The sequence below is a fragment of the Mobilibacterium timonense genome (assembly GCF_900155555.1).
GTDB classification, from domain to species: domain Bacteria; phylum Bacillota; class Clostridia; order Peptostreptococcales; family Anaerovoracaceae; genus Allobaileyella; species Allobaileyella timonense.
In genome coordinates this window covers 497,448-519,535 of record NZ_FUHN01000007.1, presented here as the reverse complement: position 1 = coordinate 519,535, position 22,088 = coordinate 497,448, and the positions used below count along the sequence as shown (strand labels likewise).

20 protein-coding genes are annotated in these 22,088 nt (G+C 53.1%); 16 read left to right on the top strand and 4 right to left on the bottom strand.

Translation table 11 applies throughout. The annotated features are described in order from the left end of the window. The first annotated feature begins 172 nt into the window (after nt 1–172). Nucleotides 173–442 (top strand): GNAT family N-acetyltransferase, encoded by a 270-nt coding sequence (locus tag BQ7382_RS05465; RefSeq protein WP_077391096.1) that lies wholly within the window; start codon nt 173–175, stop codon nt 440–442. A gap of 206 nt (nt 443–648) precedes the next feature. Here BQ7382_RS05465 and BQ7382_RS05460 read toward each other — a convergent pair whose 3' ends face one another. From BQ7382_RS05460 to BQ7382_RS05450, 3 genes are read right to left on the bottom strand one after another with little or no spacing between them, the layout of a single operon-like run. Next, nucleotides 649–1,107: a hypothetical protein gene (locus BQ7382_RS05460; RefSeq protein WP_077391095.1), complete on the bottom strand. Its 459-nt coding sequence runs from the start codon at nt 1,105–1,107 to the stop codon at nt 649–651. Next, entirely contained in the window at nt 1,104–1,619 is a 516-nt protein-coding gene (locus BQ7382_RS05455; protein ID WP_077391094.1) for a hypothetical protein, read from the bottom strand. Before BQ7382_RS05455 ends, BQ7382_RS05460 begins: the two co-directional genes overlap by 4 nt. Beyond that, on the bottom strand, nt 1,619–2,293 hold the full coding sequence (locus BQ7382_RS05450; RefSeq protein WP_077391093.1) for a DUF4417 domain-containing protein: 675 nt from the start codon (nt 2,291–2,293) through the stop codon (nt 1,619–1,621). The genes BQ7382_RS05455 and BQ7382_RS05450 overlap by 1 nt, the downstream gene beginning before the upstream one ends. Nucleotides 2,294–2,517: 224 nt before the next feature. Between BQ7382_RS05450 and BQ7382_RS05445 the strand changes: the two genes are divergently transcribed. The 5 genes from BQ7382_RS05445 (at nt 2,518) to BQ7382_RS05425 (ending at nt 9,444) form a co-directional block, all read left to right on the top strand. Next, the gene (locus BQ7382_RS05445; RefSeq protein ID WP_077391092.1) at nt 2,518–3,042 is read left to right on the top strand and encodes a helix-turn-helix domain-containing protein; all 525 of its coding nucleotides are present in this window, start codon (nt 2,518–2,520) and stop codon (nt 3,040–3,042) included. Between the two features lie 174 nt (nt 3,043–3,216). Then, a complete protein-coding gene (locus BQ7382_RS05440; RefSeq protein WP_077391091.1) occupies nt 3,217–4,563 on the top strand; it encodes a sodium:proton antiporter in 1,347 nt (448 codons plus the stop codon). 12 nt (nt 4,564–4,575) lie between these two features. Next, nucleotides 4,576–5,808 carry a cytidylate kinase-like family protein gene (locus BQ7382_RS05435; protein WP_077391090.1) on the top strand — a complete coding sequence of 411 codons (1,233 nt, stop codon included), beginning with the start codon at nt 4,576–4,578 and terminating at the stop codon, nt 5,806–5,808. Between the two features lie 21 nt (nt 5,809–5,829). Beyond that, nucleotides 5,830–6,489 carry a Crp/Fnr family transcriptional regulator gene (locus BQ7382_RS05430; protein WP_077391089.1) on the top strand — a complete coding sequence of 220 codons (660 nt, stop codon included), beginning with the start codon at nt 5,830–5,832 and terminating at the stop codon, nt 6,487–6,489. Between the two features lie 459 nt (nt 6,490–6,948). Continuing rightward, complete coding sequence (locus BQ7382_RS05425) at nt 6,949–9,444, top strand: FAD-dependent oxidoreductase (RefSeq protein WP_235847954.1); 2,496 nt, start codon at nt 6,949–6,951, stop codon at nt 9,442–9,444. Nucleotides 9,445–9,562: 118 nt separating this feature from the next. Here the strand turns inward: BQ7382_RS05425 and BQ7382_RS05420 are convergent, their stop codons facing one another. After that, nucleotides 9,563–10,450, bottom strand: coding sequence for a YitT family protein (locus tag BQ7382_RS05420; protein WP_077391088.1), 888 nt, complete (start codon nt 10,448–10,450; stop codon nt 9,563–9,565). Nucleotides 10,451–10,846: 396 nt separating this feature from the next. Between BQ7382_RS05420 and mraZ the strand changes: the two genes are divergently transcribed. The 10 genes from mraZ to BQ7382_RS05370 all read left to right on the top strand — a co-directional run bounded on the left by mraZ (nt 10,847) and on the right by BQ7382_RS05370 (nt 22,004). Further along, entirely contained in the window at nt 10,847–11,278 is a 432-nt protein-coding gene (mraZ, locus tag BQ7382_RS05415; RefSeq protein WP_077391087.1) for a division/cell wall cluster transcriptional repressor MraZ, read from the top strand. A 14-nt stretch (nt 11,279–11,292) separates the two neighbouring features. Then, nucleotides 11,293–12,249, top strand: a complete 957-nt coding sequence (rsmH, locus tag BQ7382_RS05410; RefSeq protein ID WP_077391086.1) for a 16S rRNA (cytosine(1402)-N(4))-methyltransferase RsmH — start codon at nt 11,293–11,295, stop codon at nt 12,247–12,249. Nucleotides 12,250–12,277: 28 nt separating this feature from the next. Beyond that, entirely contained in the window at nt 12,278–12,679 is a 402-nt protein-coding gene (locus BQ7382_RS05405; protein ID WP_159437236.1) for an FtsB family cell division protein, read from the top strand. Between the two features lie 69 nt (nt 12,680–12,748). Further along, nucleotides 12,749–14,818: a penicillin-binding transpeptidase domain-containing protein gene (locus BQ7382_RS05400; protein WP_077391084.1), complete on the top strand. Its 2,070-nt coding sequence runs from the start codon at nt 12,749–12,751 to the stop codon at nt 14,816–14,818. A gap of 42 nt (nt 14,819–14,860) precedes the next feature. Continuing rightward, entirely contained in the window at nt 14,861–16,324 is a 1,464-nt protein-coding gene (locus BQ7382_RS05395; protein WP_077391083.1) for a UDP-N-acetylmuramoyl-tripeptide--D-alanyl-D-alanine ligase, read from the top strand. 53 nt (nt 16,325–16,377) lie between these two features. Further along, complete coding sequence (gene mraY, locus BQ7382_RS05390; RefSeq protein WP_077391082.1) at nt 16,378–17,340, top strand: phospho-N-acetylmuramoyl-pentapeptide-transferase; 963 nt, start codon at nt 16,378–16,380, stop codon at nt 17,338–17,340. Between the two features lie 51 nt (nt 17,341–17,391). Beyond that, nucleotides 17,392–18,816, top strand: a complete 1,425-nt coding sequence (gene murD / locus BQ7382_RS05385; protein ID WP_077391081.1) for a UDP-N-acetylmuramoyl-L-alanine--D-glutamate ligase — start codon at nt 17,392–17,394, stop codon at nt 18,814–18,816. A gap of 32 nt (nt 18,817–18,848) precedes the next feature. Next, on the top strand, nt 18,849–20,090 hold the full coding sequence (gene ftsW / locus BQ7382_RS05380; RefSeq protein ID WP_077391080.1) for a putative lipid II flippase FtsW: 1,242 nt from the start codon (nt 18,849–18,851) through the stop codon (nt 20,088–20,090). Beyond that, nucleotides 20,087–21,193 carry an undecaprenyldiphospho-muramoylpentapeptide beta-N-acetylglucosaminyltransferase gene (gene murG / locus BQ7382_RS05375; protein ID WP_077391079.1) on the top strand — a complete coding sequence of 369 codons (1,107 nt, stop codon included), beginning with the start codon at nt 20,087–20,089 and terminating at the stop codon, nt 21,191–21,193. The genes ftsW and murG overlap by 4 nt, the downstream gene beginning before the upstream one ends. Nucleotides 21,194–21,254: 61 nt before the next feature. Continuing rightward, entirely contained in the window at nt 21,255–22,004 is a 750-nt protein-coding gene (locus BQ7382_RS05370) for a cell division protein FtsQ/DivIB (protein ID WP_159437235.1), read from the top strand. Nucleotides 22,005–22,088 lie beyond the last annotated feature (84 nt).

Sequence of the window (22,088 nt, the reverse complement as noted above, 5' to 3'; positions counted from 1 at the left end):
TCAGAAATAATATTATTGACGAATGCATAAGTCCTGATTTACGTCACAAAACCCTTTCTTTTGCTCCACCTTTTTTTCCCGTGGGATGTTAGACTTTTCTTAAGAATTACTGCTCCACTTTGGTGAGCAATTGGCATGCACTGGAATGCATTTCAGGGGAAGGGGGACTGTTATGGCAGATCTGAGGTTTATTGAGACGGTGGACGGGATCCACGCAGACGACGGGTCCGGCGAGCGTCTGGGGGAGATAACTTTTGAAAATCTCGGGAACGGGATCTACAACATCAACCACACGTGGGTGTCTGACAAGCTCCGGGGACAGGGTGTCGCCGGGCAGCTCGTGGAGAGGGCGGTGGACAGGATCCACGAGAATGGGGGCACGGTGATGGCCACCTGCTCCTACGCCAAGGGCTGGCTGGAACGCCATCCTGACAAGGCATAGACGAACTTTTTCCAGAGACTATTCCGGAAAAAGTACTCTTATAAAAAACATCCCGGCTCCCGAGAGTTTCCGGCGGTCTTCGGACCGGGCGGAAAAGCCGAGGGCGGGGTTATTTTTTTTGCCCGTTTGGTGACAAACCAGGGGAGTTAACATGAATACGTTAGAGATAGCCAGCTTTTATGTTTATCTCTAAAAGACGCCAGAAGTTAATAACCCTGTTTTGCATACTCATCTACCTGTGCCTTAATTAGTGGGTCTTTTTCAGGTATATATTCGGTATTGGTCATCAGGTCAGCTTCTGAAAAACCTGCACGGGGAAGAATTGTTATGGCTATGCTATCCAGAACGTCGTTTGGATCATACTTAGCAGTATCATAGTTTATTCTATAGTAGAAATATGCGATAAACTTATGAGGTTCAGGAATAACGTGATCCTGACCGCCAAACCACCAGAATAGATTTGCAAAATTCATTGCAGATTCTGCTGACGTGCAGTTGCTGTAAAGGAAATTCAGCCAACTGTTAAATGTGTCTGGCCAGCCGTACTTGGTGATCTGCTCTGAAACAGCATCCAACAAAGCATCTTCCTGCTCATCGGATAGTTCGTCATCATACGATCTATCAAATAGATAATCTGTATCTTTGGTTATTCTATCTTCTATCATTTTTTCTTCCTCCATTTAGAATCCCTTGAAAAGAGGTTGGGATTTTTGTTGCATAATTGCTGGAGCGCCTTATCCACTTTTTCGAGGGACTTGATGTTCGGCTTATAATGACCGCTGCTAATGTCGACGGAATAGATTTTTCCCTTACGGAAATCTATCATTCCTGCACATTGGACCTCAGGATTCTTTCCACCAATAAGGGTAGGGTGTGGAGCGCGTTTTTGTGCGTTGTTTGGGTTTGACCGCTTACCGAAAATGATATTTCCAGTCTTGTCCATTACATAAGTCATTTTTCCTTCGGCTCGGTGACCTTCGATCTCTATTCGATTTTCTGAAACCGAAGATTCAAGATATACAGCTGTTGGATTCTTGAAGTATCCACTGTTGCCGCTATAAATATCCCTGTCTTTTTTATCCTTTCGAAGCTGACTGCATACAACCTTGTATGTATTTGCATATGGTTGAGAGCTACCGCTGGTACCTGAATAATTGCCTCCGATTCCGCTGCCCATTATACATCACCTCTATGCCTGATTCTTGTCCAGTCATCAAATTGAACAAATCTTGTGCAGTGCAGGTACTCGTTAAAAACAGATGCTGGCATCGGTCCGTACACCAAAACGACATGAGGTTCCAAACATTTCAACATTGCTTCAAGACCTGCCTTAAATTGGTCTTTGTCATCTTTATGCCGGATACACCCATATGTTCCGACTGCAACGATGCTGTTTTTCTCTATACCAGAGAAGGCAACGGCTTCCGGAAGCACATTTGTCGTATATGTTGCTTCGGTTCCCCAACGTATCTGAGGTATGACATAAAGACCTCGTCGCTGGTAATAACTGCCAATTGCGCGATTACGATAGACATTGATGATCTGTACACTTAATGGAGCATCTCTATACAGAGAACAATCAGGTGAAATAAAGGCTTTAAATCTCCGGAAATCGTCAACAAATTTCTCTGGTGAAATAAGTACTTCAGAAAATCTGATATCCATCTCGTAAAAGCCAATGGCAGTATTGTAGTCTGTGAATTTGTTTCGTTCAGAAAAGGGCACTATTGAAGAAGGAATAACTATTTGTTCAGGTTTTTCGATTACAGGGATATCAAATAAGCCGTCAAATCTTGCGCCGGCCACAAGCTCCGGATCACATCCGTCGTCCATAATTGCTTTGCGCTTCATTTTGAACCTCCATTTACTTCGTTTATCTACACTTCAAGTATGAAGAAAATGGCGAGACGATATAATTCCGAGTTGGTTGTATTATTTTGTATGAGTGGTATATAAAGACTGTTATATGCGAAGGAATTCGCTATGACGAATAATGACGCTTATCATAAAAAGTTAAACTTGTGTATAATATCAATAGAGATATTGTTTAAATACGAAAGTATAAGGGAACTGCAATGAGTGATGCAAACTTAATTGGGAATAATATAAGATCTGCTAGAAAGAACAAGAATTGGGCACAAACAGATTTGGCAAGAGCAACTGGTATAGCAAATACGGTTATAAGTGCATATGAGAGAGGTAAAAAAGCACCAGGGCTTGAAACTCTTGCAATTATTGCAAGTGCTTTGGAAGTTTCTTTGGATCAATTGTACTATGGCGATGAAAATGAAGCCTTTATCAACAAAGCAACTGATGTTGGGACAAAAGTGGTGAATAGTATATACATGTTGTGGATATTGGGCGTAATCGGACATGGAAACAAACTTACCAGGATGGTTAATGAAAATAAAATGGTATTTAATACCCCCTATGATGCAACAATCAAACGTCTAATCAATGCATTAGAAGAGTATGCGAGTAGAAAAGAAACATTTGCCGATCCGGATGTATATCTGGATCAGTTAAAGAAATCATGCGCTAAAGAAATCAATAACTCATTAGATCTTTTGAGCAAAATAGCGCCAAAAAATTTTGGATAGGATCGGTATGTGATGGGCATAAGGAAGACTAGCAAGTATCTAAGACGGAGATTAGCTTGCCAAAGAGTAGCGGGGTTGTTTTTTTGCCCGTTTGGTGACAAACTAGTGAAGTTGGCATAAATTCATTCGCTAAGGGTTGGGAAAAACTAAAGAAAGTTGAGGGAAGAAAGACAGATGAGTGTTCCGGTATGGCTGTGCATTCCTTTCATAGGCATGTTGGCATGTGTCGCGCTGATGCCTGTGCTGAAGCCTGAGTGGTGGGGGGCGCACCAGCCTGTTGTTGTGGCGGCCTGGTCAGTACTGGTGGTCGTCCTCTATGCCGTGGTATACGGGCCGGCGGCCTCCGCACACATGACGGTGAGCTGCTTTATCGACGACTATCTGACGTTCATAGTGCTGCTTTTTGGGCTGTACTGCGCGTCGGGAAACATATCTTTTGAGGGCGACCTTGCGGGATCGCCGCAGGTGAATGTGGCGCTGCTGGCCATCGGGACCATCCTGGCCAGCCTGATAGGCACCACTGGAGCCAGCATGCTCATGGTCCGCCCGGTGATCAAGATGAACTCCTGGCGCCGGGAACGTGCGCACATCATGATATTCTTTATTTTCCTGGTATCTAACATGGGCGGATGCCTGACTCCTGTGGGCGACCCGCCGCTTCTCATGGGCTTCATGAACGGAGTGCTGTTCACCTGGAGCTTCCACCTGCTGCCGATACTGATCCTGAATTTGGTAATATTGCTGACGGTGTTTTACAGGATCGACAGGAAATACTATCTTCAGGACGTGGCTCAGGGGTACCGCCCGGACATCAGCGAGCGTGGCACGAAGCTCAAGCTGGACGGCGGACACAATCTGCTGTTCTTCGTGATGATCGTATTTGGCGTAGTTCTGAGCGGCGTACTCCCGGGGATGGCTGCGTTCCAGGACGGCAGCGGAAACGTGAAGGGTATCCATATAATGGGGGATATCGTCCTTTCGTGGCCTGATCTCATTGAGATCGGCATCATACTGCTGGCGGCATGGCTTTCCTTCAGGACCACGGACGTGTCCGTCAGGAGGAACAACCACATGACGTGGGGAGCTATCAAGGAAGTAGCTGTTCTGTTCATCGGGATTTTCCTGACCATGCAGCCCGCACTTCAGCTCTTGAAGAGCAGGGGCGCGGAGCTCGGTCTGGACACACCTGCCCAGATGTTCTGGTCCACGGGACTCCTGTCAAGTTTTCTGGACAACACCCCGACATACCTGGTGTTCTCCACCACCGCAGGTTCGCTTGATTTTTCCTCGGGCTTACATACGGCCCTTGGCGTCATCCCGCCACAGATGCTCATGGCCATATCCGCAGGAGCGGTTTTCATGGGGGCGATGACATATATTGGAAATGCGCCTAATTTCATGGTGAAATCTCTGTCCGATGAGAACGGCGTGCGCATGCCGTCTTTCTTCGGGTACATGAAGTGGTCCATCCTGGTGCTTATCCCGGTATTTCTCCTGGACACGATAGTGTTTTTCCTGTAGGAGGTGGCACTGATGAGTGAAAAAGACAGAAACGACGAGATACTGCAGTTCGCCAACGACGTGTACGACCTGGATGTAAGGGTCTACAAGGCAGTTGGATCCAAGTTGGGCCGAGTTTTCACCGAAGACCGGCGCATGAATGTGCAGGCCGTGGCCGATGCTCTGAGCGAGGGCAGAGAGCACATCGTCAGGAGCGAGGTCGCTCTGATCGGAAACATGGCCAGAACGCTGCCGGAGGAGGACCTGCGCAGCGAGATCATGACTTCCTATGGGCAGCTGGTCGAGAGGATGGAGAGCCTGATCCAGGGCAGCAGGGACAGGGGTGTGTGCAACGTCCACAAGGCGGAGCTGAATGAGCTCAATCTCCGTGAGAGATTCGGGAAAAAGGACCACCTCGTGATCTGCATCTCCCGGTCCTACGGCTGCGGCGGAGGCTACATAGGATTCAAGCTTGCGGATGCCTTCCACGGCGATTATTACGATGCGGAAATATTGTCTGCGATGCTTAAAAGATGGGAAAAATCGGAGAATGCGGAAGAATCGGAGAGTGGGGAAGAATCTGAAAATGAAACCAGGCTCCGCAGAAAGGAGCTGGCCTACCGTTGGCAGGATTCCAGTTTAAAGACAAATCCGGGACTGGCCTATGTCGAGAAGCACCCTTCGCTGAAGGAGCGCATACACAGGATAAACAAGTACCACGGACTACCGACGAGAGATGCCCTGTTTTTTTATCAGACGGATCTCATCCTCGACCTGGCAAAGCGGAAAAACTTCGTGATAATGGGACGGTGCGCCGACCAGATCCTGACAAATCACAACGTTCCTCACGTTAGCATTTATCTCACAGCCCCGGAGGAGCAGCGGATCCAGCGCGTCATGAACATCAACCACGTGGACCACAGGACTGCAAAAAAACAGCTCCGCGAGGTCGACCGCGCCCACGCATCTTACTACAAGTATTTTACGGGAAAAGAGTGGGGCGATGCGAAGAACTACGACCTCTGCATCAACACCTCGATCTTTGGGGTGCAGGGCACCATCGATTTCGTGCTCCGTGCGATGGGTAAGGACGTGGATGGCGACTTCATGAGGGCCACTCCTTACGGAACAGTGAAGACACCGGCGGTCGCCCACTGGAAGTCCCCGATAAACCCGGAACTCGGGGATGTGACGATGATCGAGGGGGACTCGTTCAAGAAAAAAAGGCGCCGCGAGGCACGGGCTGATGGTGCATGCGAAGGATAAAAAATAGAGGAGGACTCTGATATGCTTGAAAACCTTCCGTTCTGGTCCCACCTCACCGATGACCAGCAGCAGTACCTCAAACGGTCCGCCGGCCTCCGCGAGTACAAAAAGGGCCAGCAGCTCTACGACAGCAGCGACGAGTGCCTCGGCATGATCATGGTGGAGTCCGGTACTATCCGCACTTACATCGTGTCGCCCGAAGGGCGCGAGATCACACTGTTCAAGCTGGGCGAGGGCGATAGCTGCGTCCTGTCGGTGGCATGCGTACTTTCGGAGATCCGTTTCGAGACGCAGATCATGGCGGCAGAGGACGCGCGCCTACGCATCGTGCCGACGGGAGCCTTCGACAGGCTTTTCCGGGAAAACGTCTACGTACGGGAGTTCGCCTACGAGACTGCGACCCGCAGGTTCTCTGCGGTGATGCACGTGATGCAGCAGATGATCTTTGCCGGGCTGGATCAGCGGCTTGCGGGGTTTCTTCTGGAAAAGTACAAAGAATCGGGATGCCCTGAGATCATCATGACTCAGGAGGAGATAGCAGGCGAGATCAATTCTGCAAGGGAAGTTGTGGCACGTGCAGTCAGGCAGTTTGCCAGGGACGGACTGGTGTCCACTGGAAGAGGCCGGATCAGGATACTGGATCCACGTGGACTTCGGCAGCTGGCTGAGACCGGACGGTGAGGCGAGAGTTCAGGTGCTGCTTCCATGATATACGCAGGAACGTCCTATATCATGGAAAACGAATAGGCACGGTTCCACGGAATAAACCGAAACGCTCTATATCATGGAAAACGAAGGGGCACGATTCCACGGAATAAACCGAAACGCCCCATATCGTGGAAAAAGAAGGATCACGGTTCCACGGAATAAACCGAAGCGCCCTATATCATGGAAAACGAAGGAAAATAACCACTTATGGGACCTGGTCACAGAACCGGGTCCGTTTTTTTATTATCATGGTTCCGCAGATATCGAAAGAGTCTCGGACAGCGGTAGGATCCCGGCCACCGGGCTCGGGATCCCTTGGATCAGCCCACAGACTCACGGCCACGGAAATCCCCGGGCCGGAACCCTACGAACCCTGGGCCCTATCCCGGCTACCACTGCTCCAGCCTTTCCACTAATATTCGGAGGTGCATCATGAACAGCATGAACAGCAAGAGTAAAAAAGTCGTTATCATAGGCGGAGTCGCTGGCGGGGCGGCATGTGCCGCAAGGCTGCGGCGGCTCGACGAGAGGGCGGAGATAGTCATCCTCGAAAAAGGCCCGTATATCTCCTTCGCCAATTGCGGCCTGCCGTATTACCTGGGCGGGACCGTGGCCGGCAGGGAGTCGCTCCTGGTCCAGAGCCCGGAGGCGATGAAGAGCAAATTCAACATAGACGTCCGCATCAACAGCGCCGTCACGAGCATCGACAGAAACACCAGGACCGTGACGGTGCAGACGAAGGACGGCACCACATACACAGAGTCATACGACAAGCTGGTCATGTCCACGGGGTCATCGCCTGTGAAGCCGCCGATCCCGGGCATAGACTCCCCGAGGATCCACACACTGTGGAGCATCCCGGATGCAGACGAGGTGTATGAGACTCTCAAGAAGAGCCGGACTGCCGCAGTGATCGGCGGGGGATTCGTGGGCCTCGAGGTGGTGGAGAACCTGAAAAAGGCAGGTCTCAAGGTCGTGCTCATCGAGGCCGCGGATCAGGTGATGACTCCCCTTGATCCGGAGATGGCGGAGATGATCCATCAGGAAATAAAAAACAGCGGGACAGAACTTATTCTGTCAGATGGCGTGGATCATTTCGATGAAAAAGAGGATCACCTGGATATCGTCCTCAAAAGCGGCAGGGTGGTGGCTGCAGAAACGGTAGTCCTTTCCATAGGAGTGAAGCCTAACAGCCAGCTGGCGAAAGATGCCGGTCTGGAGCTCAACGAAAGAGGTTACGTGAAGGTCAACGAACACATGGAGACCTCGGATCCGGATATTTACGCTGCCGGAGATATTGTTGAGACTTACAGCATCATCACAGGAGACAGACAGCCTGCACCCCTTGCAAGCCCTGCAGCAAAGGAAGGCCGGATCATCGCCGACAGAATAGCGGGGAGGGATTCGAAATACGCAGGCTTCAACGGCACTTCAATCGCAAGGGTATTCCACATGGTGGCAGCTTCCACCGGCCTGAACGAGAAGGAATTGAAAAGAAGAGGAGCGGAAAAGGGAAAAGACTACGAGACTGTGGTGCTGACCCAGAATTCCCACGTGGGATTTTATCCGGGATCGGCGCCAATGCTCATCAAGCTGATCTTCAAGATCCCTTCCGGAAAGGTGCTGGGCGCCCAGATCGTGGGAGCCGACGGAGCTGATAAGCGGATCGACGTCATCTCTACCGTGATCAGATTTGGCGGAACCGTAGAGGACCTGAAAAATCTGGAGCTGGCCTACGCGCCGCCATTTTCCGCCGCCAAGGATCCGGTAAATATGGCAGGCTTCGTTGCCGAAAACTTCCTTACCGGGCTGGTCAGGTTCAGCGGCTATGAGATGCCTGAAGATGCAGTGGTACTTGATGTCCGGGAGGATCCGGAGCTGCTGGCCTATTCCATTCCGGGGGCTCGTCACATTCCACTCACCCAGCTCAGAGATAGAATTGGAGAGCTGGATGTGAACCAGCACTACGTTGCTATGTGTTCAGTGGGGGTCCGGTCGTACACCGCCGCCAGGATCCTCATGCAGAGCGGATTTTCCAATGTGGAGGTATTCCCGGGAGGCACCAATCTCTATAGGGCTCTGGAGAGCCGTTCGGGTCAGGAGTCTGATGGCAGCTGCGTTCCCGGAGCGGAGATCACGGGTCTTTTCCAGGAAAAGGAATGTGACGCAGGAGCGGGCGATCCCGTTCCCGCAGTCAAGTTGAACTGCTGCGGCATGCAGTGCCCGGGGCCGCTCATGAAAGTCAACGATATGGTGAAGACCATGGAGAATGGCAAAAAGCTGGCGGTTACCGCCTCTGATCCCGGCTTCGTGAGGGATATCAAAGCCTGGGCCAGGAAAACTGGAAATTCCGTGATATCCAGCGGGGAGAACGATGAGGGGTATTATGCGCTTATACAGAAGGGCCTTGCTGGAGCCACGGATGGAACATCCGCCGCCGGTGCCGCTGCGTCGGCCGCAAAAGACGGACAGACCATAATAGTTTTTTCCGGAGACTTCGACAAAGTGATGGCCGCCTTCATCATCGCCAACGGCGCCGCAGCCATGGGCAAGAAAGTTACGATGTTTTTCACCTTCTGGGGACTCACCGCACTGCTGAAACCTGATAAGACGGTGAAAAAATCCGGCATGGAAAAGATGTTCGGCGCCATGCTCCCGAGAGGCGTGGATGAGCTGGGCCTGTCCAGGATGAACATGGGCGGTATGGGCGGCAAGATGATGAAGAAGATCATGGCTGAGAAAAACGTAAACTCCTTGGATCAACTCATTAAGGAGGCTGTCAGACAGGGGGTCACCATGATGGCGTGCACCATGAGCATGGATGTCATGGGAATAAAAAAGGAAGAGCTCATTGATGGAGTCGACCTGGCGGGCGTCGGCACCTATCTGGGCGCCGCGGAGGACGCCAGCAGCAACCTGTTTATCTAAGTGATCTGCTTGCCACGGAAAAAAGGAGATGCGTGAATCCCGTGGCATTTCTGCCGCAAAAGTTCCACGTTGCCGCAGACGACTGCTACGCTGCCTCGTATAGCTATATCTGCGTCAACTATTCAGTGAATCGCTTTTGGAAGTTACCCAGAACAGTGACGTTCTCGTCCAGGATCACGAAGGCGTGCGGATCTATCTTCGCCACTATATCCTGGAGGTGTCCGGCCTCGTATTTCGAGATGACGGTGACCAGGACGTGGGAGTCGTCGTTGGTGTATGCTCCGGTGCCCTCCCACCTGGTGACGCCCCTGTGGAGCTCGTTCATTATGGCGGCCGACATTCCGGTCTCCTTGGTGAATATTATCGCCTGGATCTTGATGTTCTGGACGTGGACTCTGTTGATGGCCAGGCCGGTGATGATGGCGAACACGATGGAATAGAGCACTGTGGTGATGTCGTACATGAAAAGGCAGAACACGTAGACCGTGACGCTCACGATGATGCCCACGGTGCCCACCTTGAAGTTCGGGTGCGTTTTGGCGAGGCACACGCCCAGAAGGTCCTGGCCTCCCTGGGAGCTTCCTGCGCGGAGCACCATGCCGGCGCCCACGCCAGAGCCAAGCCCTCCGAAGAAAGCCGCCAGCATCCTGTCCTCGATGATCGGGTGCACCGGGATCGGGATGATGGAAAGGAAGGCGGAAGCCATGCCGATGGAGATCAGCGTGGTGAGACAGAACTTTTTGCCCATGATTTTATAAGCGTAAAAGAAAAACGGTACGTTTATGAGGAAGTAGACCACTCCGAAGATGTCGAACCCGGTAGGGACGGGCATGTGGAGGATCTGGATCAGGACCGTCCTGATGAGCTGGGCTATACCGGTGAATCCTCCGCTGTAGAGGTGGAGCGGCATTATGGCCAGGTTGTTTCCGCAGGCGTAGAAGAGATTTCCCGCCACTACAAGGATGATCTTTTCCCAGGTGCGCCTGCTGATCGCTGTCTCGTGCATTGTGTCTTTACCCCTTTATCTGAAAGAATGATCGCATCTGCTCCGGTTCGTCCCGGACAGAACACGATTCATGATAGCACAATTTACCCGTGGGTTTAAGGGCGGGCCCTCCACCGGCACTCCACCCGCTCTACCACGGGATAACAAATTTAAGAAACAACAAATAGAATGATTTTTCCGAAACGGACACCATATGTGGTGCCCGTTTCGCTTTTTTCCGGATTTTGGAAAAAAATTGCGGAATATCGTGGGCGGCAAAGTGGAGGGACGGGAGCGATAGGGGAGTATTTGCGTTGAAAAGTGGTGGGTGGTGGGTTAAAATGGTGGCACTAATAATCAGTAAGTGTGGGAAAGTGTGTTTTTTCGGTTCTGTTTTCGGCTTATCGGGAGGGACGCATGTTCACTGGAACATATGAAAACTCAATAGACGGCAAGAACCGGATGATCGTTCCCGCCAAATACCGTAACCAGCTGGGTGGCACCTGCATGCTGGCCGCCGGATTCGACAAGTGCCTTTACATCTACTCCATGGAGGACTGGCAGGTACTGGTGGACAAGATAAGCAAGCTCCGCCAGACCGACAGAGACGTCCGCCGGTTCATCAGGCAGTTCTTCTCCAATGCAGAGGAGTGCAGCCTGGATTCTCAGGGCAGGATCCACATCCCGCAGAACCTTATCAAGTACGCAGGGATAAAGAAGGATCTCATCACGCTGGGAGCACTGGACAAGATCGAGGTGTGGAGCCGTGAGGTATACAACGATCCTGAGGATGAGAACCTCATGGACAACGACGATTTCGTAAAGAAGCTTGAGGCCTACGACCTGTAGAGAGGAGTGCACACATGGAATTTCAGCATGTTCCCGTCCTGTTCGACGAGGCGATGGAAGCGCTCAACATCAGGCCGGGAGGAACATATATCGATGGTACCACCGGTGGAGGCGGCCATTCGGCCGGGATATGCGAAAGGCTGGATGGAAATGGTCTTCTCATAGCGGTGGACAGAGACACGGATGCACTTGACGCATCCCGTAAGAGACTGGAGGGGTTCACCTGTGAGAAGAGATTCCTCCACACGAACTACAGCGATCTGGAGACGCTCAGGGAGGCCTGCGGACCTGCCGGTGCAGACGGCATACTCCTGGACCTTGGGGTGTCTTCGTTCCAGCTGGATAACCCGGAAAGAGGCTTTTCCTATATGCACGACGCCCCTCTTGACATGAGAATGGACGAGGACGACAGTCTGACGGCCTACGACGTGGTCAACGGATACAGCCAGCGGGAGATAGAGAGAGTGATCAGGGAATACGGCGAGGAAAGATGGGCCTCCCGGATAGCCCAGTTCATAGTGAGAAAAAGGGAAGAGGCGCCGATACAGACCACCTGGGAGCTGGTGGACGTGATCAAGGCGGCGATCCCCGCAAAGGCCAGGAGGGAAGGACCTCACCCGGCGAAGAGGACGTTTCAGGCAATACGCATCGAGGTGAACGGGGAGCTGGATCACGTGAAGCGTGCGGCCGAGTCGCTGCCGGATATTCTGGCGCCAGGTGGGAGGCTGGCGATAATAACCTTCCACTCTCTGGAGGACAGGATAGTGAAGCAGGCTTTTCACAAGAGACTGGATCCGTGCACCTGTCCGAAGAACATACCTGTCTGTGTATGTGGAAAAAAACCAGACGTCAGGAAAGTTACCGGAAAACCGATCGTTCCTTCCGGCGAAGAGCTGGAGAGGAACCCCAGATCGAGGAGCGCGAAGCTCCGGGTCATAGAAAAGCTGGATGCAGCCAGCCGGGGGGAGTAAAATGACAGCAGCAGGAGCAACAAGACAATTGGGAAAGGTATCATCCGATACTTCGTCCAGGATGAGGACCGGGGCGAGAACGGGAGCCAGAAGGATCTCGAAGAAAGAGGCCCTCAGAAGGTATCAGGGATTCATGCTCATAGTGGGCGTGGCCATGATATGCCTCCTCATTGTGTTCATGGCTGCCTTTGCTGCCAACCTGAGAAGAGAAAACACTCAGCTGCAGAAGGACAACGAATATCTTCAGGCTGAGATAGATTCCCTGAATGATCAGATAGGCGAGGCTACCAACGTTGATCAGATCGAGAAAGTGGCCACTGAAGAATACGGCATGGTGCATCCGGATTCTCAGAACTGCATTGCTATCAGCTCGCAGAAAAACACCAACTCGGATCTGGCCGCCACCATCAAGGACGAGGCGTACAGCTAGGATCGATTCCGCAGGTGCCACTGATCCCCGAGGGTTAGTGGCCCTTTTTTCGTAATACAGAGGAGAGCGATGGCGAACTACACCGACGATGAGATAAAGAAGATAATAGAAAAGAGAAAAAAGAGGAGCGCGAGGTCGAAGCTGCGGCGGTCGAAGACCGTCAGCTTTTCCAACAGGCAGAGGCTCTCCGTGATATTCGCCCTCATGGCGGTGGTCATGTCATTCCTCATCTTCAAGACGGCCTGGTGGCAGGTGGTCAGGGCGGATGACCTTCAGGTGAAGGCCGCGGAGATGCAGACCACAGACACGTCCCTTGATCCTGTGCGGGGGAACATATACGATTCGAACATGAAGGCCCTCGCCCAGACAGTCACGGAATACCAGCTCTACGGATACACCAACGAGCTGTACAGGGCCGACGGCCTCAGCAAGAGCAAGAGAGACAGCAACATCCAGAAGCTGGCGGAGATCACCGGCAAGGATGCTTCCGATATTGAGAAGGCGCTGAAGGGCAAGGACAATCCGGCACTTTTGGCGGACGGCCTTAAGCAGTCTCAGATCAAGAAGGCCCAGAAGGAATTCGGCAGTGCCGTGGTCGTCAGAACCAAGGTCACGAGATCCTATCCGAACGGCGCATTTGCCGCTCAGCTCCTGGGAGGAGTCAACAGCGACAACAGCGGCCTGATGGGCCTTGAGTACCAGTACAACTCCACACTTGCAGGGGTGAAGGGAAGGATCATAAGGAGCACAGACAGCCAGGGCAATCCTCTGGCTACTGCCAGCAGCAAGTACTACGAGACCAAGGATGGAGACAGCCTGGTCACCAGCATCGACGAGGTGATACAGCACTACGTAGAGGACGCGCTGGCACAGGGCATGGAGGACACGGGCGCGGACTCAATTTCCTGCATCGTCATGAATCCAAGGACCGGCGACGTTCTGGCGATGGCCAGCACGCCGAACTACGACCCGAACAACCCTTACAGACCTTCCAGCGATGAGGATTACAACAGCTTCAAGGTCATGAGCACCAGCGAGCAGAGCGACTACCTGAGCCGCATGTGGACCAACTCCATAGTCAGCGGCGTGTATGAGCCAGGTTCCACATTCAAGCTCATTACAGCGGCGGCTGCCCTAGACACTGGATCGGCCACCACAAGCTCCAGGTACTACTGCAACGGAGCCATAGATGTTGACGGTACGACGCTCCACTGCTGGAGCTCTGCGGGACACGGAAGCCAGGACCTCAAGGAGGCCGTTGGAAATTCCTGCAACCCGGCGTTGGCCACAGTTGCCATGAACCTGGGGGCCCAGAAATTCTACAGATACATAGATCTTTTCGGCTTCAACCAGAAGACCAACATCGATCTTCCGGGAGAGGGAACGGCCATCATCAAGAACGCCAACAGCCTCTCAAAAGTAGATCTGGCGACAACTGGATATGGGCAGGGCATCGCAGTTACGCCGATCCAGCTTCTGACCGCCATAAACGCTCTCGGAAACGACGGAGTACTCATGCAGCCAAAGGTGGTCCAGAAGATCGTGGACTCCAATGGAAAAACAGTGAAATCCTTCTCTGATGTGGCGGTCCGCCAGGTGGTGGCAAAAGAGACCGCAGATCAGATGAGAGAGATAATGGAATACTACGTCAGCGACGGGGGCGGCACCAGCGCCTACATCCCCGGCTACAGGGTAGGAGGAAAAACCGGAACTGCCAACATCGCTGAGAACGGCGGTTACTCCGACGACAAGGTCACATCCTTCGTCGCCATGGCCCCTATGGACGATCCTCAGATCTCCGTGCTGGTACTGGTGAGGAGGCCTACCAAGGGCGAGTTCGGTGCCGACACCGCAGGCCCTATCATCAAGAACATCCTCGAGAAGACCCTCGTCTACAAGGGCGTTGAGAGAAAGTACAACAGCAAGGAAGAGGCTTCCATGGCCCAGAGCGAGGTGACCGTGCCAGACGTTACCAACACCGACAGCCAGGAGGCCATCAAGAAGCTCCAGGGACAGGGGCTCAGCGTGAAGTCAGTGCCGTCTGGCCAGGAGAGCACCTCCTTCAGCGTGGTCGACCAGTATCCTAAGGCCGGCACCAAGGTGGTGAAGGGCTCCACGGTATACCTCTACAGTAAGTAAACTAAATCATCACAGATCCATTTCCATCTGAAAGGAGAAGGCATGAGACCCGTAACCATCGATTATATTGCAGCAGGAACAGAGGGACGCATCTGGGCGAGAGCGGAAGGCGGTATGTATGACACAGTCGACAACGTCGCCATAGACAACAGGAACGTCCGGGAAAACGGTTTGTTCTTTGCGATCATAGGTGAGCGGGTGGACGCTCACAGATTCCTTCCGGACGTGGTGGAAAGGGGCTGCCACACCGTGGTGGTCTCCGACCGGGAGTGGGCTGACAAGATGAAGGAGGCCGGGGATGTAAACGTCATCCTTGTGGAAGACACGACCAGGGCCATCATGAGGCTGGCAAAGAAATACATGGAAGACTGGCCTGAGCTCAGGCGCGTCGCCGTGACGGGTTCCGTCGGAAAGACCAGCACAAAGGAGTTCGTTTACAGCGTTCTGTCTTCTAAATACAAAACGGGAAAGACCCCGGGGAACCTGAACAGCGAGTACGGCATTCCTCTCACCGTGTTCGGACTCGATCCGGATACCGAGATAGCCGTGATAGAGATAGGCCTGGGATACGGAGCTGACATGGAAGACCTGGTGGACATGGTGAAGCCGGAGGCCGCCATCGTCACCACGATAGGAAGCGCTCACATGAGGGTGTTCGGAACCAGGGAAAAGCTGGCTGAGGCCAAGCTGGCCATCACAACAGGCTTCGGCCGTAACGGCCAGAAAGGCGTTCTGGTGGTGAACAGCGACTGTCACGAGCTGGAGCCGCAGTGGATCAGACAGCACACAAAGGGCGATTTCGACATAGTTACCATCGGCACAGGAAACCGGTGTGATTACCGCATCTCCGGAATTTGCGATGAGGGGATAGATGGTGTAAAATGCACGCTGGAGTTTGGTGCCCGCGAGGGGAGAGAGACCGGCGGGAGGCTCGAGATGAAGCTTCCTGTGATAGGAGCCCACAACAGCTGGAACGCAGCGCTCGCAATAGCTCTTGGTGCCAGGCTCGGAATAAGTGAAGAAGACGGAATAGAGGCACTCAAAAACGTATATTCCAACGACAACAGGCTGGATGTGTCGGAGACACAAAAATACACAGTGATCAACGACACGTACAACGCCAGCCCGGAGTCCATGAAGGCCGCCCTCGACATCCTTTCCAGGAGCAAAAGGAAAGGAAGGTCCGTGGCGGTGTTCGGAGACATGCTGGAGCTTGGAGCCGACTCGGCTGCCCTCCACAGGTCTGTCGGAGAATATTCTCTGGAGACGGGCCTGGACGTCCTGGTGACTGTGGGAGAGCTGGCGGCGGACATCACAGAGGGAGCCCGTGAGAAGTCTGAGGATGGGAAGAAGGCTCCGGTCATTATCAGCTATGAGAACAGGGCTGAGGCGGAAAAGGATCTGCCGTCCAGACTTCAGGAAGGCGATCTGGTGATCGTGAAGGCATCCCGCGGAATGGCTCTGGAAGAGCTGGTGAAGGTCCTTGTGGAAGAAGGAGACAGGTAGCAGGTGCCTCGTTTGACGTCTGAAAGAAATTTGAGTTTAAGGAAAGAACATTCATGAACAGAGGATCCCTGATACCGTATTTTGTTATAGCCATGCTTGTCACGGCCGTGCTGACATATTTCCTGATACCGTATTTCCACAGGAAGCAGTTCGGTCAGTACATAAGGGAGGAAGGCCCGCAGGCCCACAAGAGCAAGGCCGGCACACCTACCATGGGTGGGATAGCCATTGTTGCCGGGATAATTGTTGGGGTGATCCTGGCTTTCGGAAGAAATCCCGACGGCATGGTGATAATACTCACCATGGTCGGCTTCGGGCTGATAGGATTCCTGGACGACTTTGAGAAGATAGCGAAGAAGAACAATCTGGGTCTCAATCCGAGGCAGAAGATAATCCTTCAGCTGGTGTTCGGCGCGGCCATTGCATTTTACATGATGTTTGCCGGACAGGTCGGAACATCTGTTTTCATCCCGTTTGCAAAAGTATGGGTGGACCTCGGATATCTCTTCATTCCGTTCGTGATCTTTGTGGAGATCGCCATGTCCAATGCCGTGAACCTGACTGACGGCCTGGACGGACTTGCGTCTTCAGTGACCATAATAGTGGGCATCGGGATGACAGCCATCGGACTGAGCGCCGGAAACGGCGTGCTCGCAAGCTCGGGGATGATCATCGCCGGCGCTCTCGCAGGATTCCTGATATTCAACAGGCATCCAGCAAAGATATTCATGGGCGATACCGGTTCCATGGCTCTCGGAGGAGTGCTCTCGGCTGTCACCATAGTTACAGGAACGGAGTTCATCCTTCCCGTGCTGGGGCTGATCTACGTCCTTGAGGCGCTGTCCGTCATCATTCAGGTGACGTATTTCAGAAAAACAGGAGGAAAGAGATTTTTCAGAATGGCACCTCTTCACCATCACTTTGAGCTCGGGGGAATGAATGAAGTCAGAGTCGTACTTCTGTTCTCCACGTTTACGGCTCTGTGCTGTGTGATCGGATACTATTCCGTTATATAGAAGAACGATATAGATGTGAGATCGCTGTGACCGGCAGCAGGAGGGTGTGAAATGGAAGGCAAAGATGTGAGAACTGCAATACCTGAGGATTTTGCGGAGAAGAACAGAGAAGCAGTAAGAGGAAAAAAGATCCTGGTGGTAGGAATGGGCAGGTCCGGAGTCGCGGCCACGAAAGCCCTTCACAGCCTGGGAGCAGAGATCACATGCCAGGATTCCAAGACCAGGGATAAGGTGGATCCGAAGCTGGTGACCTGGCTGGAGAAAAACGGGATCCCGTACATTTTCGGATGCGATCCGGAGAACATAGGCGAATACAGCACCATCGTCCTCAGCCCGGGCGTGGCCACCGACCTGCAGTTCCTGCAGACGGCCAGAGATATGGGCATCGAGGTGATAGGAGAACTGGAGATGGCATACCGCATCTCCCGCGGCACCTTCGTCGGCATCACCGGAACGAACGGAAAGACCACTACCACCACCCTGGTCGGCAACATTTTCAAAGAAGCAGGGAGGAACACGGCGGTCGTGGGCAACATCGGAGTGGCGGTTATGTCCGTAGCTCTCGAGTCTGCGCCGGACGAGTGGCTTATAGCGGAGGTGAGCAGTTTCCAGCTGGAGACCACGGAGACATTCAGGCCGGCCATATCCGCCATACTGAACCTCACCCCGGACCACCTGAACAGGCATAAGACCCTGGAGCGCTACGGCGAGGCCAAGGCAAACGTGTTCAGGAACCAGACCGAGGACGACGTCCTGGTCATCAACAAGGGGAATCAGGCCTGCTACGAGCTGGCCGAAAAATACGACTGCAGGGCGGAGCTCTTTCCGTTCAGCAGAACTGAAAAACTTGAAAAGGGCGCATACGTTTCAGGCGGCAGGATCGTGATCGCCGACAGAGACGGAAGCATCCACGACATCTGCGGTGTGGACGAGCTGAATATAATAGGCGACCACAACGTGGAAAACGCGCTGGCTGCAGCCGCCATAGCGTTCTGCGCCGGGATAGACGATGAGATCATTGGAAAGACGATCCGTGAGTTCCCGGGAGTGGAGCACAGGATCGAGTACTGCGGACAGGTGGATGGAGTAAAGTTCTACAACGACTCCAAGGGGACCAATACAGACGCCGCCATCATCGCCCTGAACGCACTGAAGGACAACATCATCCTCATCGCCGGGGGAGACGGCAAGGCCCAGGACTTCACCGAGTTCGCTCAGCACCTTCCGGGAAAGGTAAAGCACCTGATCCTCATGGGAAGGGACGGCGGTATCATCGGAGAGGCCGCGGAGAAGGCGGGATTCTCCAGCATATTCTACGAAAAGGATATGAACGATTGCGTGAAGAAAGCGGTGTCCCTGGCGGAAAAGGGAGACAAGGTCCTCCTGTCCCCGGCCTGCGCCAGCTGGGACATGTACGATAACTATGAGCAGAGAGGAAAGCACTTCAAAGATTGCGTCGAGCAGCTCCTGAAGTAGATCGCCCTCGCTGAGAAAGCATTCTGGTGACGATGGCAAGGAAGTCCGAAGAAAAAAAGAAAAAAAGAAAAAGGAATGAAGCGGCGGAGAACGGCTCCGGGGAGAACGTGGAAAAGAGGCGCAAGAGGCACCTTCCGGATCCCAGGGAGTATCTGTCGGAGTCCACCATCAGGATGCTGTCCGTATACGACTACATCATAGTGCTCCTGGTCACAGGCCTGGTGCTCTTCGGAGTGGTGATGGTGTTCAGCGCCGGGTACTATTCCACGGTGAACCTGAGCAAGCCTGACCCGTACTACTACCTGAAAAAACAGGCGGGATTTGCAGCCGCCGGGTTCGTCCTGATGTTCTTCATGGCCAGGTGGGACTATCACAAGATGGCTAGGTACAACAGGATCTACCTCATGGTGACAGTGATGATGCTGGCACTGGTGCTGACGCCTGTGGGAACGAGCGTGAATGGTGCCACCCGGTGGATCTACATCGGACCGATCGGCATCACCCCGAGTGAGCTCACCAAGCTGGCGATGATCATATTCACGGCCGTTTTCCTGTCGAAGGACCCGACCAGGGCCACGGACCTCAGGCACGGCATACTGCCGCTACTTGCTCTGACACTGGTGCAGGCGGCAATGATCGTGAAACAGCCTAACCTGTCCACGGCCATAGTGATACTGGTGATCGTGGTCGGCATGCTCCTCGTGGGAGGACTGAACTGGGGATACATCGGAGCCGTTATCGGAGCGGGAGTCGCAGGAGTGATATTCATCCTGACATTCCTGCCGGACAGCCACTGGTACTCGAGGATCACCAACTTCATCGATCCTTTTAAAAACAGTCAGGGAGAGGGATACCAGGTGTCCCAGTCTCTCATAGCCCTCGGCAACGGAGGCCTGAAGGGCCTCGGGCTGGGGAACAGTATAACGAAAAACCTCTACCTGCCGGAGCCCCAGAATGACTTCATCCTGGCGGTCATCGGAGAGGAGCTGGGCTTCGTTGGCATCTTTTTGCTGATGGTCGCCTATCTCTTCCTGATAAAAAGGTGCTTCGTGGTGGCGGCCAACGCTCCCGATAAGCTGGGCATGTTCCTGGCTTCGGGCGTGGGCATAATGCTGGGAGTGCAGGTGCTCATGAATATCGCCGTCGTTACGGCATCCATGCCGGCCACGGGAGTGACGCTCCCGTTCGTCAGCTACGGAGGTACCTCCATACTCGTGTTCATGGCGGCAATGGGTATAGTATTGAATATTTCCAGAAAGGAAGATCTGAGATGAAGATAGTGCTCACAGGAGGTGGGACCGGCGGACACATCTACCCGGCTCTGGCCATCGGAGATAAGTTCATTGAAAAGGATCCGTCCACGCAGATCCTGTATATAGGCGCGTACGGCGGCATGGAGGAGAGGATCGTTCCGGCTCACGGTTTCGACCTCAAGCTGGTCAGGGCCAAGGGCATAGACAGGAGCAATCCGATGAAGCTGTTCCAGACAGCGTGGAACACCGAGATAGGATACCGCAAGGCTCTGAGCATAATGAAGAAGTTCAGGCCGGACATGGTGATCAGCACCGGAAGCTTCATCAGCGCTCCGGTGGTCCTGGCGGCACACAAACTGGGAGTGAGGATATACATACACGAGCAGAACGCTTTTCCTGGGGTCGCCAACAAGCAGCTCTCTAAATTCGCAAACATCGTGTTCCTCGGATTCGAGGCCGGCGGCATGTATTTCAAGGATCACGATAAGCTGGTCTACAGCGGCAATCCGGTGAGAAAAGCCTTTTACGATCTGGATCGAACACAGTGCAGAAAAGAACTCGGCATCCCTGAGGATGACTTTGTCATTACGGTCTTCGGCGGAAGTCTGGGCGCTGCTACCCTCAACGATATCGGAGTCGAATGCGTCAGGGAGTACGCCGGGAAGAGCGGGACGAGCGTCATCTTCGGAACGGGCAGAAATTACTACTCTTCCGTGGTAAGAAAGCTCGACGCTCTCAGGATCAAAGATCATGACAACATACGGGTGACCCCGTACATAGACAACATGCCCGCGGTGCTCGGAGCTTCGAGCATCGTGATCTCCAGATCCGGTGCTCTGAGCGCGGCGGAGATAATGACGGCGGGGCGTGCGGCGATATTCATCCCGTCTCCAAACGTGACAGGCGACCATCAGTACTACAATGCAAAGGCTGTAGCTGACGAGGGCGGAGCGGTCATCGTCCGTGAGGACGGCGATTCCTGTGTGAGGGTGGTAAACACCCTCGCTCAGCTCATGAGAGAGCCTGAGACGCTGGAGGAGATGGAGCAGGGAAGCCGCAGAGTGGCACCCCTCAATGCCACGGATATAATTTACGATAATATCATGAGTGATATCAGGGGATAGTCCCTGAACACAGTGTGAACGGGAGCGGTACATGACCCCTGAGGAACAGGTTGCTGAAAACATGAAAAAAAGGGAGGATCAGCGTGCGAAGAGGAAGCGGACCCCCGCTTCAAGAGCCAGGCGAATAGCGATCATCGCCGCACTGGCCGCCCTCGTGGCTTTTTCCCTCTCGGGCTTTTTCACGACGAAGAGCATCGAAGTCAACGGCAACACATACTTCACCGACACCGAGATCATCGAGATGGCCCACGCAGAGACAGGGCGGAACCTAATTTACAACCCGGGTATAAGGCAGATCAAGGATTATCTACTGCAGAACCCGTACATCCAGTCGGTGGAGGTACACAGGAAACTTCCGGGAACGCTGATCATCACCGTGAAAGAGAGGACGCAGATAGCGGCGATCCAGTACGGAGACGAATATCTGGTCATAGACCGCAACGGAATCCTTCTCAGGAAGACTGAAACACCGCCGAAGGTGACGATGCTGACGGGCATCAAGATCAAAAAGGCAACACTTGGAGAGCCTCTGGAGGCGAAAAATGCCAGTGTGTTCAAGGATGCGCTGGCCCTTCTTGGAAAGATGGACGACGGAGGCATCTACTTCATTAGGATCGAGATGTCGGAGATGTACATAAGATGCTACGTATATGAGAGCCTGGTCGTCTCCGGAGCCATAAAGGAAGTGGAAAGCTCCATCGACGACGGGCATATACAGCAGATACTGGAGAAATTATTTGCGAAAAACATCAAAAGGGGAACGATAGCGATCAGTGAAGACGGATACGCTTCCTTTACCCCGGATGTCTGATCATACAGTGTAAAGAAATGTTGGGTAAGCGTTGAAAAGGCGTTGAAAAAAGAAACAATTTCGTGCAATAACACAATTATTATG

Excerpts from the sequence above, each read along its gene's own strand:
- BQ7382_RS05425 (WP_235847954.1), top strand. The coding sequence starts at position 6,949 with ATGAACAGCATGAACAGCAAGAGTAAAAAAGTCGTTATCATAGGCGGA.
- BQ7382_RS05440 (WP_077391091.1), top strand. The coding sequence starts at position 3,217 with ATGAGTGTTCCGGTATGGCTGTGCATTCCTTTCATAGGCATGTTGGCA.
- rsmH (WP_077391086.1), top strand. The coding sequence starts at position 11,293 with ATGGAATTTCAGCATGTTCCCGTCCTGTTCGACGAGGCGATGGAAGCG.
- BQ7382_RS05465 (WP_077391096.1), top strand. The coding sequence starts at position 173 with ATGGCAGATCTGAGGTTTATTGAGACGGTGGACGGGATCCACGCAGAC.
- BQ7382_RS05420 (WP_077391088.1), bottom strand. The coding sequence starts at position 10,450 with ATGCACGAGACAGCGATCAGCAGGCGCACCTGGGAAAAGATCATCCTT.
- BQ7382_RS05435 (WP_077391090.1), top strand. The coding sequence starts at position 4,576 with ATGAGTGAAAAAGACAGAAACGACGAGATACTGCAGTTCGCCAACGAC.
- BQ7382_RS05460 (WP_077391095.1), bottom strand. The coding sequence starts at position 1,107 with ATGATAGAAGATAGAATAACCAAAGATACAGATTATCTATTTGATAGA.
- mraZ (WP_077391087.1), top strand. The coding sequence starts at position 10,847 with ATGTTCACTGGAACATATGAAAACTCAATAGACGGCAAGAACCGGATG.
- BQ7382_RS05430 (WP_077391089.1), top strand. The coding sequence starts at position 5,830 with ATGCTTGAAAACCTTCCGTTCTGGTCCCACCTCACCGATGACCAGCAG.
- BQ7382_RS05450 (WP_077391093.1), bottom strand. The coding sequence starts at position 2,293 with ATGAAGCGCAAAGCAATTATGGACGACGGATGTGATCCGGAGCTTGTG.
- BQ7382_RS05455 (WP_077391094.1), bottom strand. The coding sequence starts at position 1,619 with ATGGGCAGCGGAATCGGAGGCAATTATTCAGGTACCAGCGGTAGCTCT.
- BQ7382_RS05370 (WP_159437235.1), top strand. The coding sequence starts at position 21,255 with ATGAAAAAAAGGGAGGATCAGCGTGCGAAGAGGAAGCGGACCCCCGCT.
- ftsW (WP_077391080.1), top strand. The coding sequence starts at position 18,849 with ATGGCAAGGAAGTCCGAAGAAAAAAAGAAAAAAAGAAAAAGGAATGAA.
- murD (WP_077391081.1), top strand. The coding sequence starts at position 17,392 with ATGGAAGGCAAAGATGTGAGAACTGCAATACCTGAGGATTTTGCGGAG.
- BQ7382_RS05400 (WP_077391084.1), top strand. The coding sequence starts at position 12,749 with ATGGCGAACTACACCGACGATGAGATAAAGAAGATAATAGAAAAGAGA.
- mraY (WP_077391082.1), top strand. The coding sequence starts at position 16,378 with ATGAACAGAGGATCCCTGATACCGTATTTTGTTATAGCCATGCTTGTC.
- murG (WP_077391079.1), top strand. The coding sequence starts at position 20,087 with ATGAAGATAGTGCTCACAGGAGGTGGGACCGGCGGACACATCTACCCG.
- BQ7382_RS05395 (WP_077391083.1), top strand. The coding sequence starts at position 14,861 with ATGAGACCCGTAACCATCGATTATATTGCAGCAGGAACAGAGGGACGC.
- BQ7382_RS05445 (WP_077391092.1), top strand. The coding sequence starts at position 2,518 with ATGAGTGATGCAAACTTAATTGGGAATAATATAAGATCTGCTAGAAAG.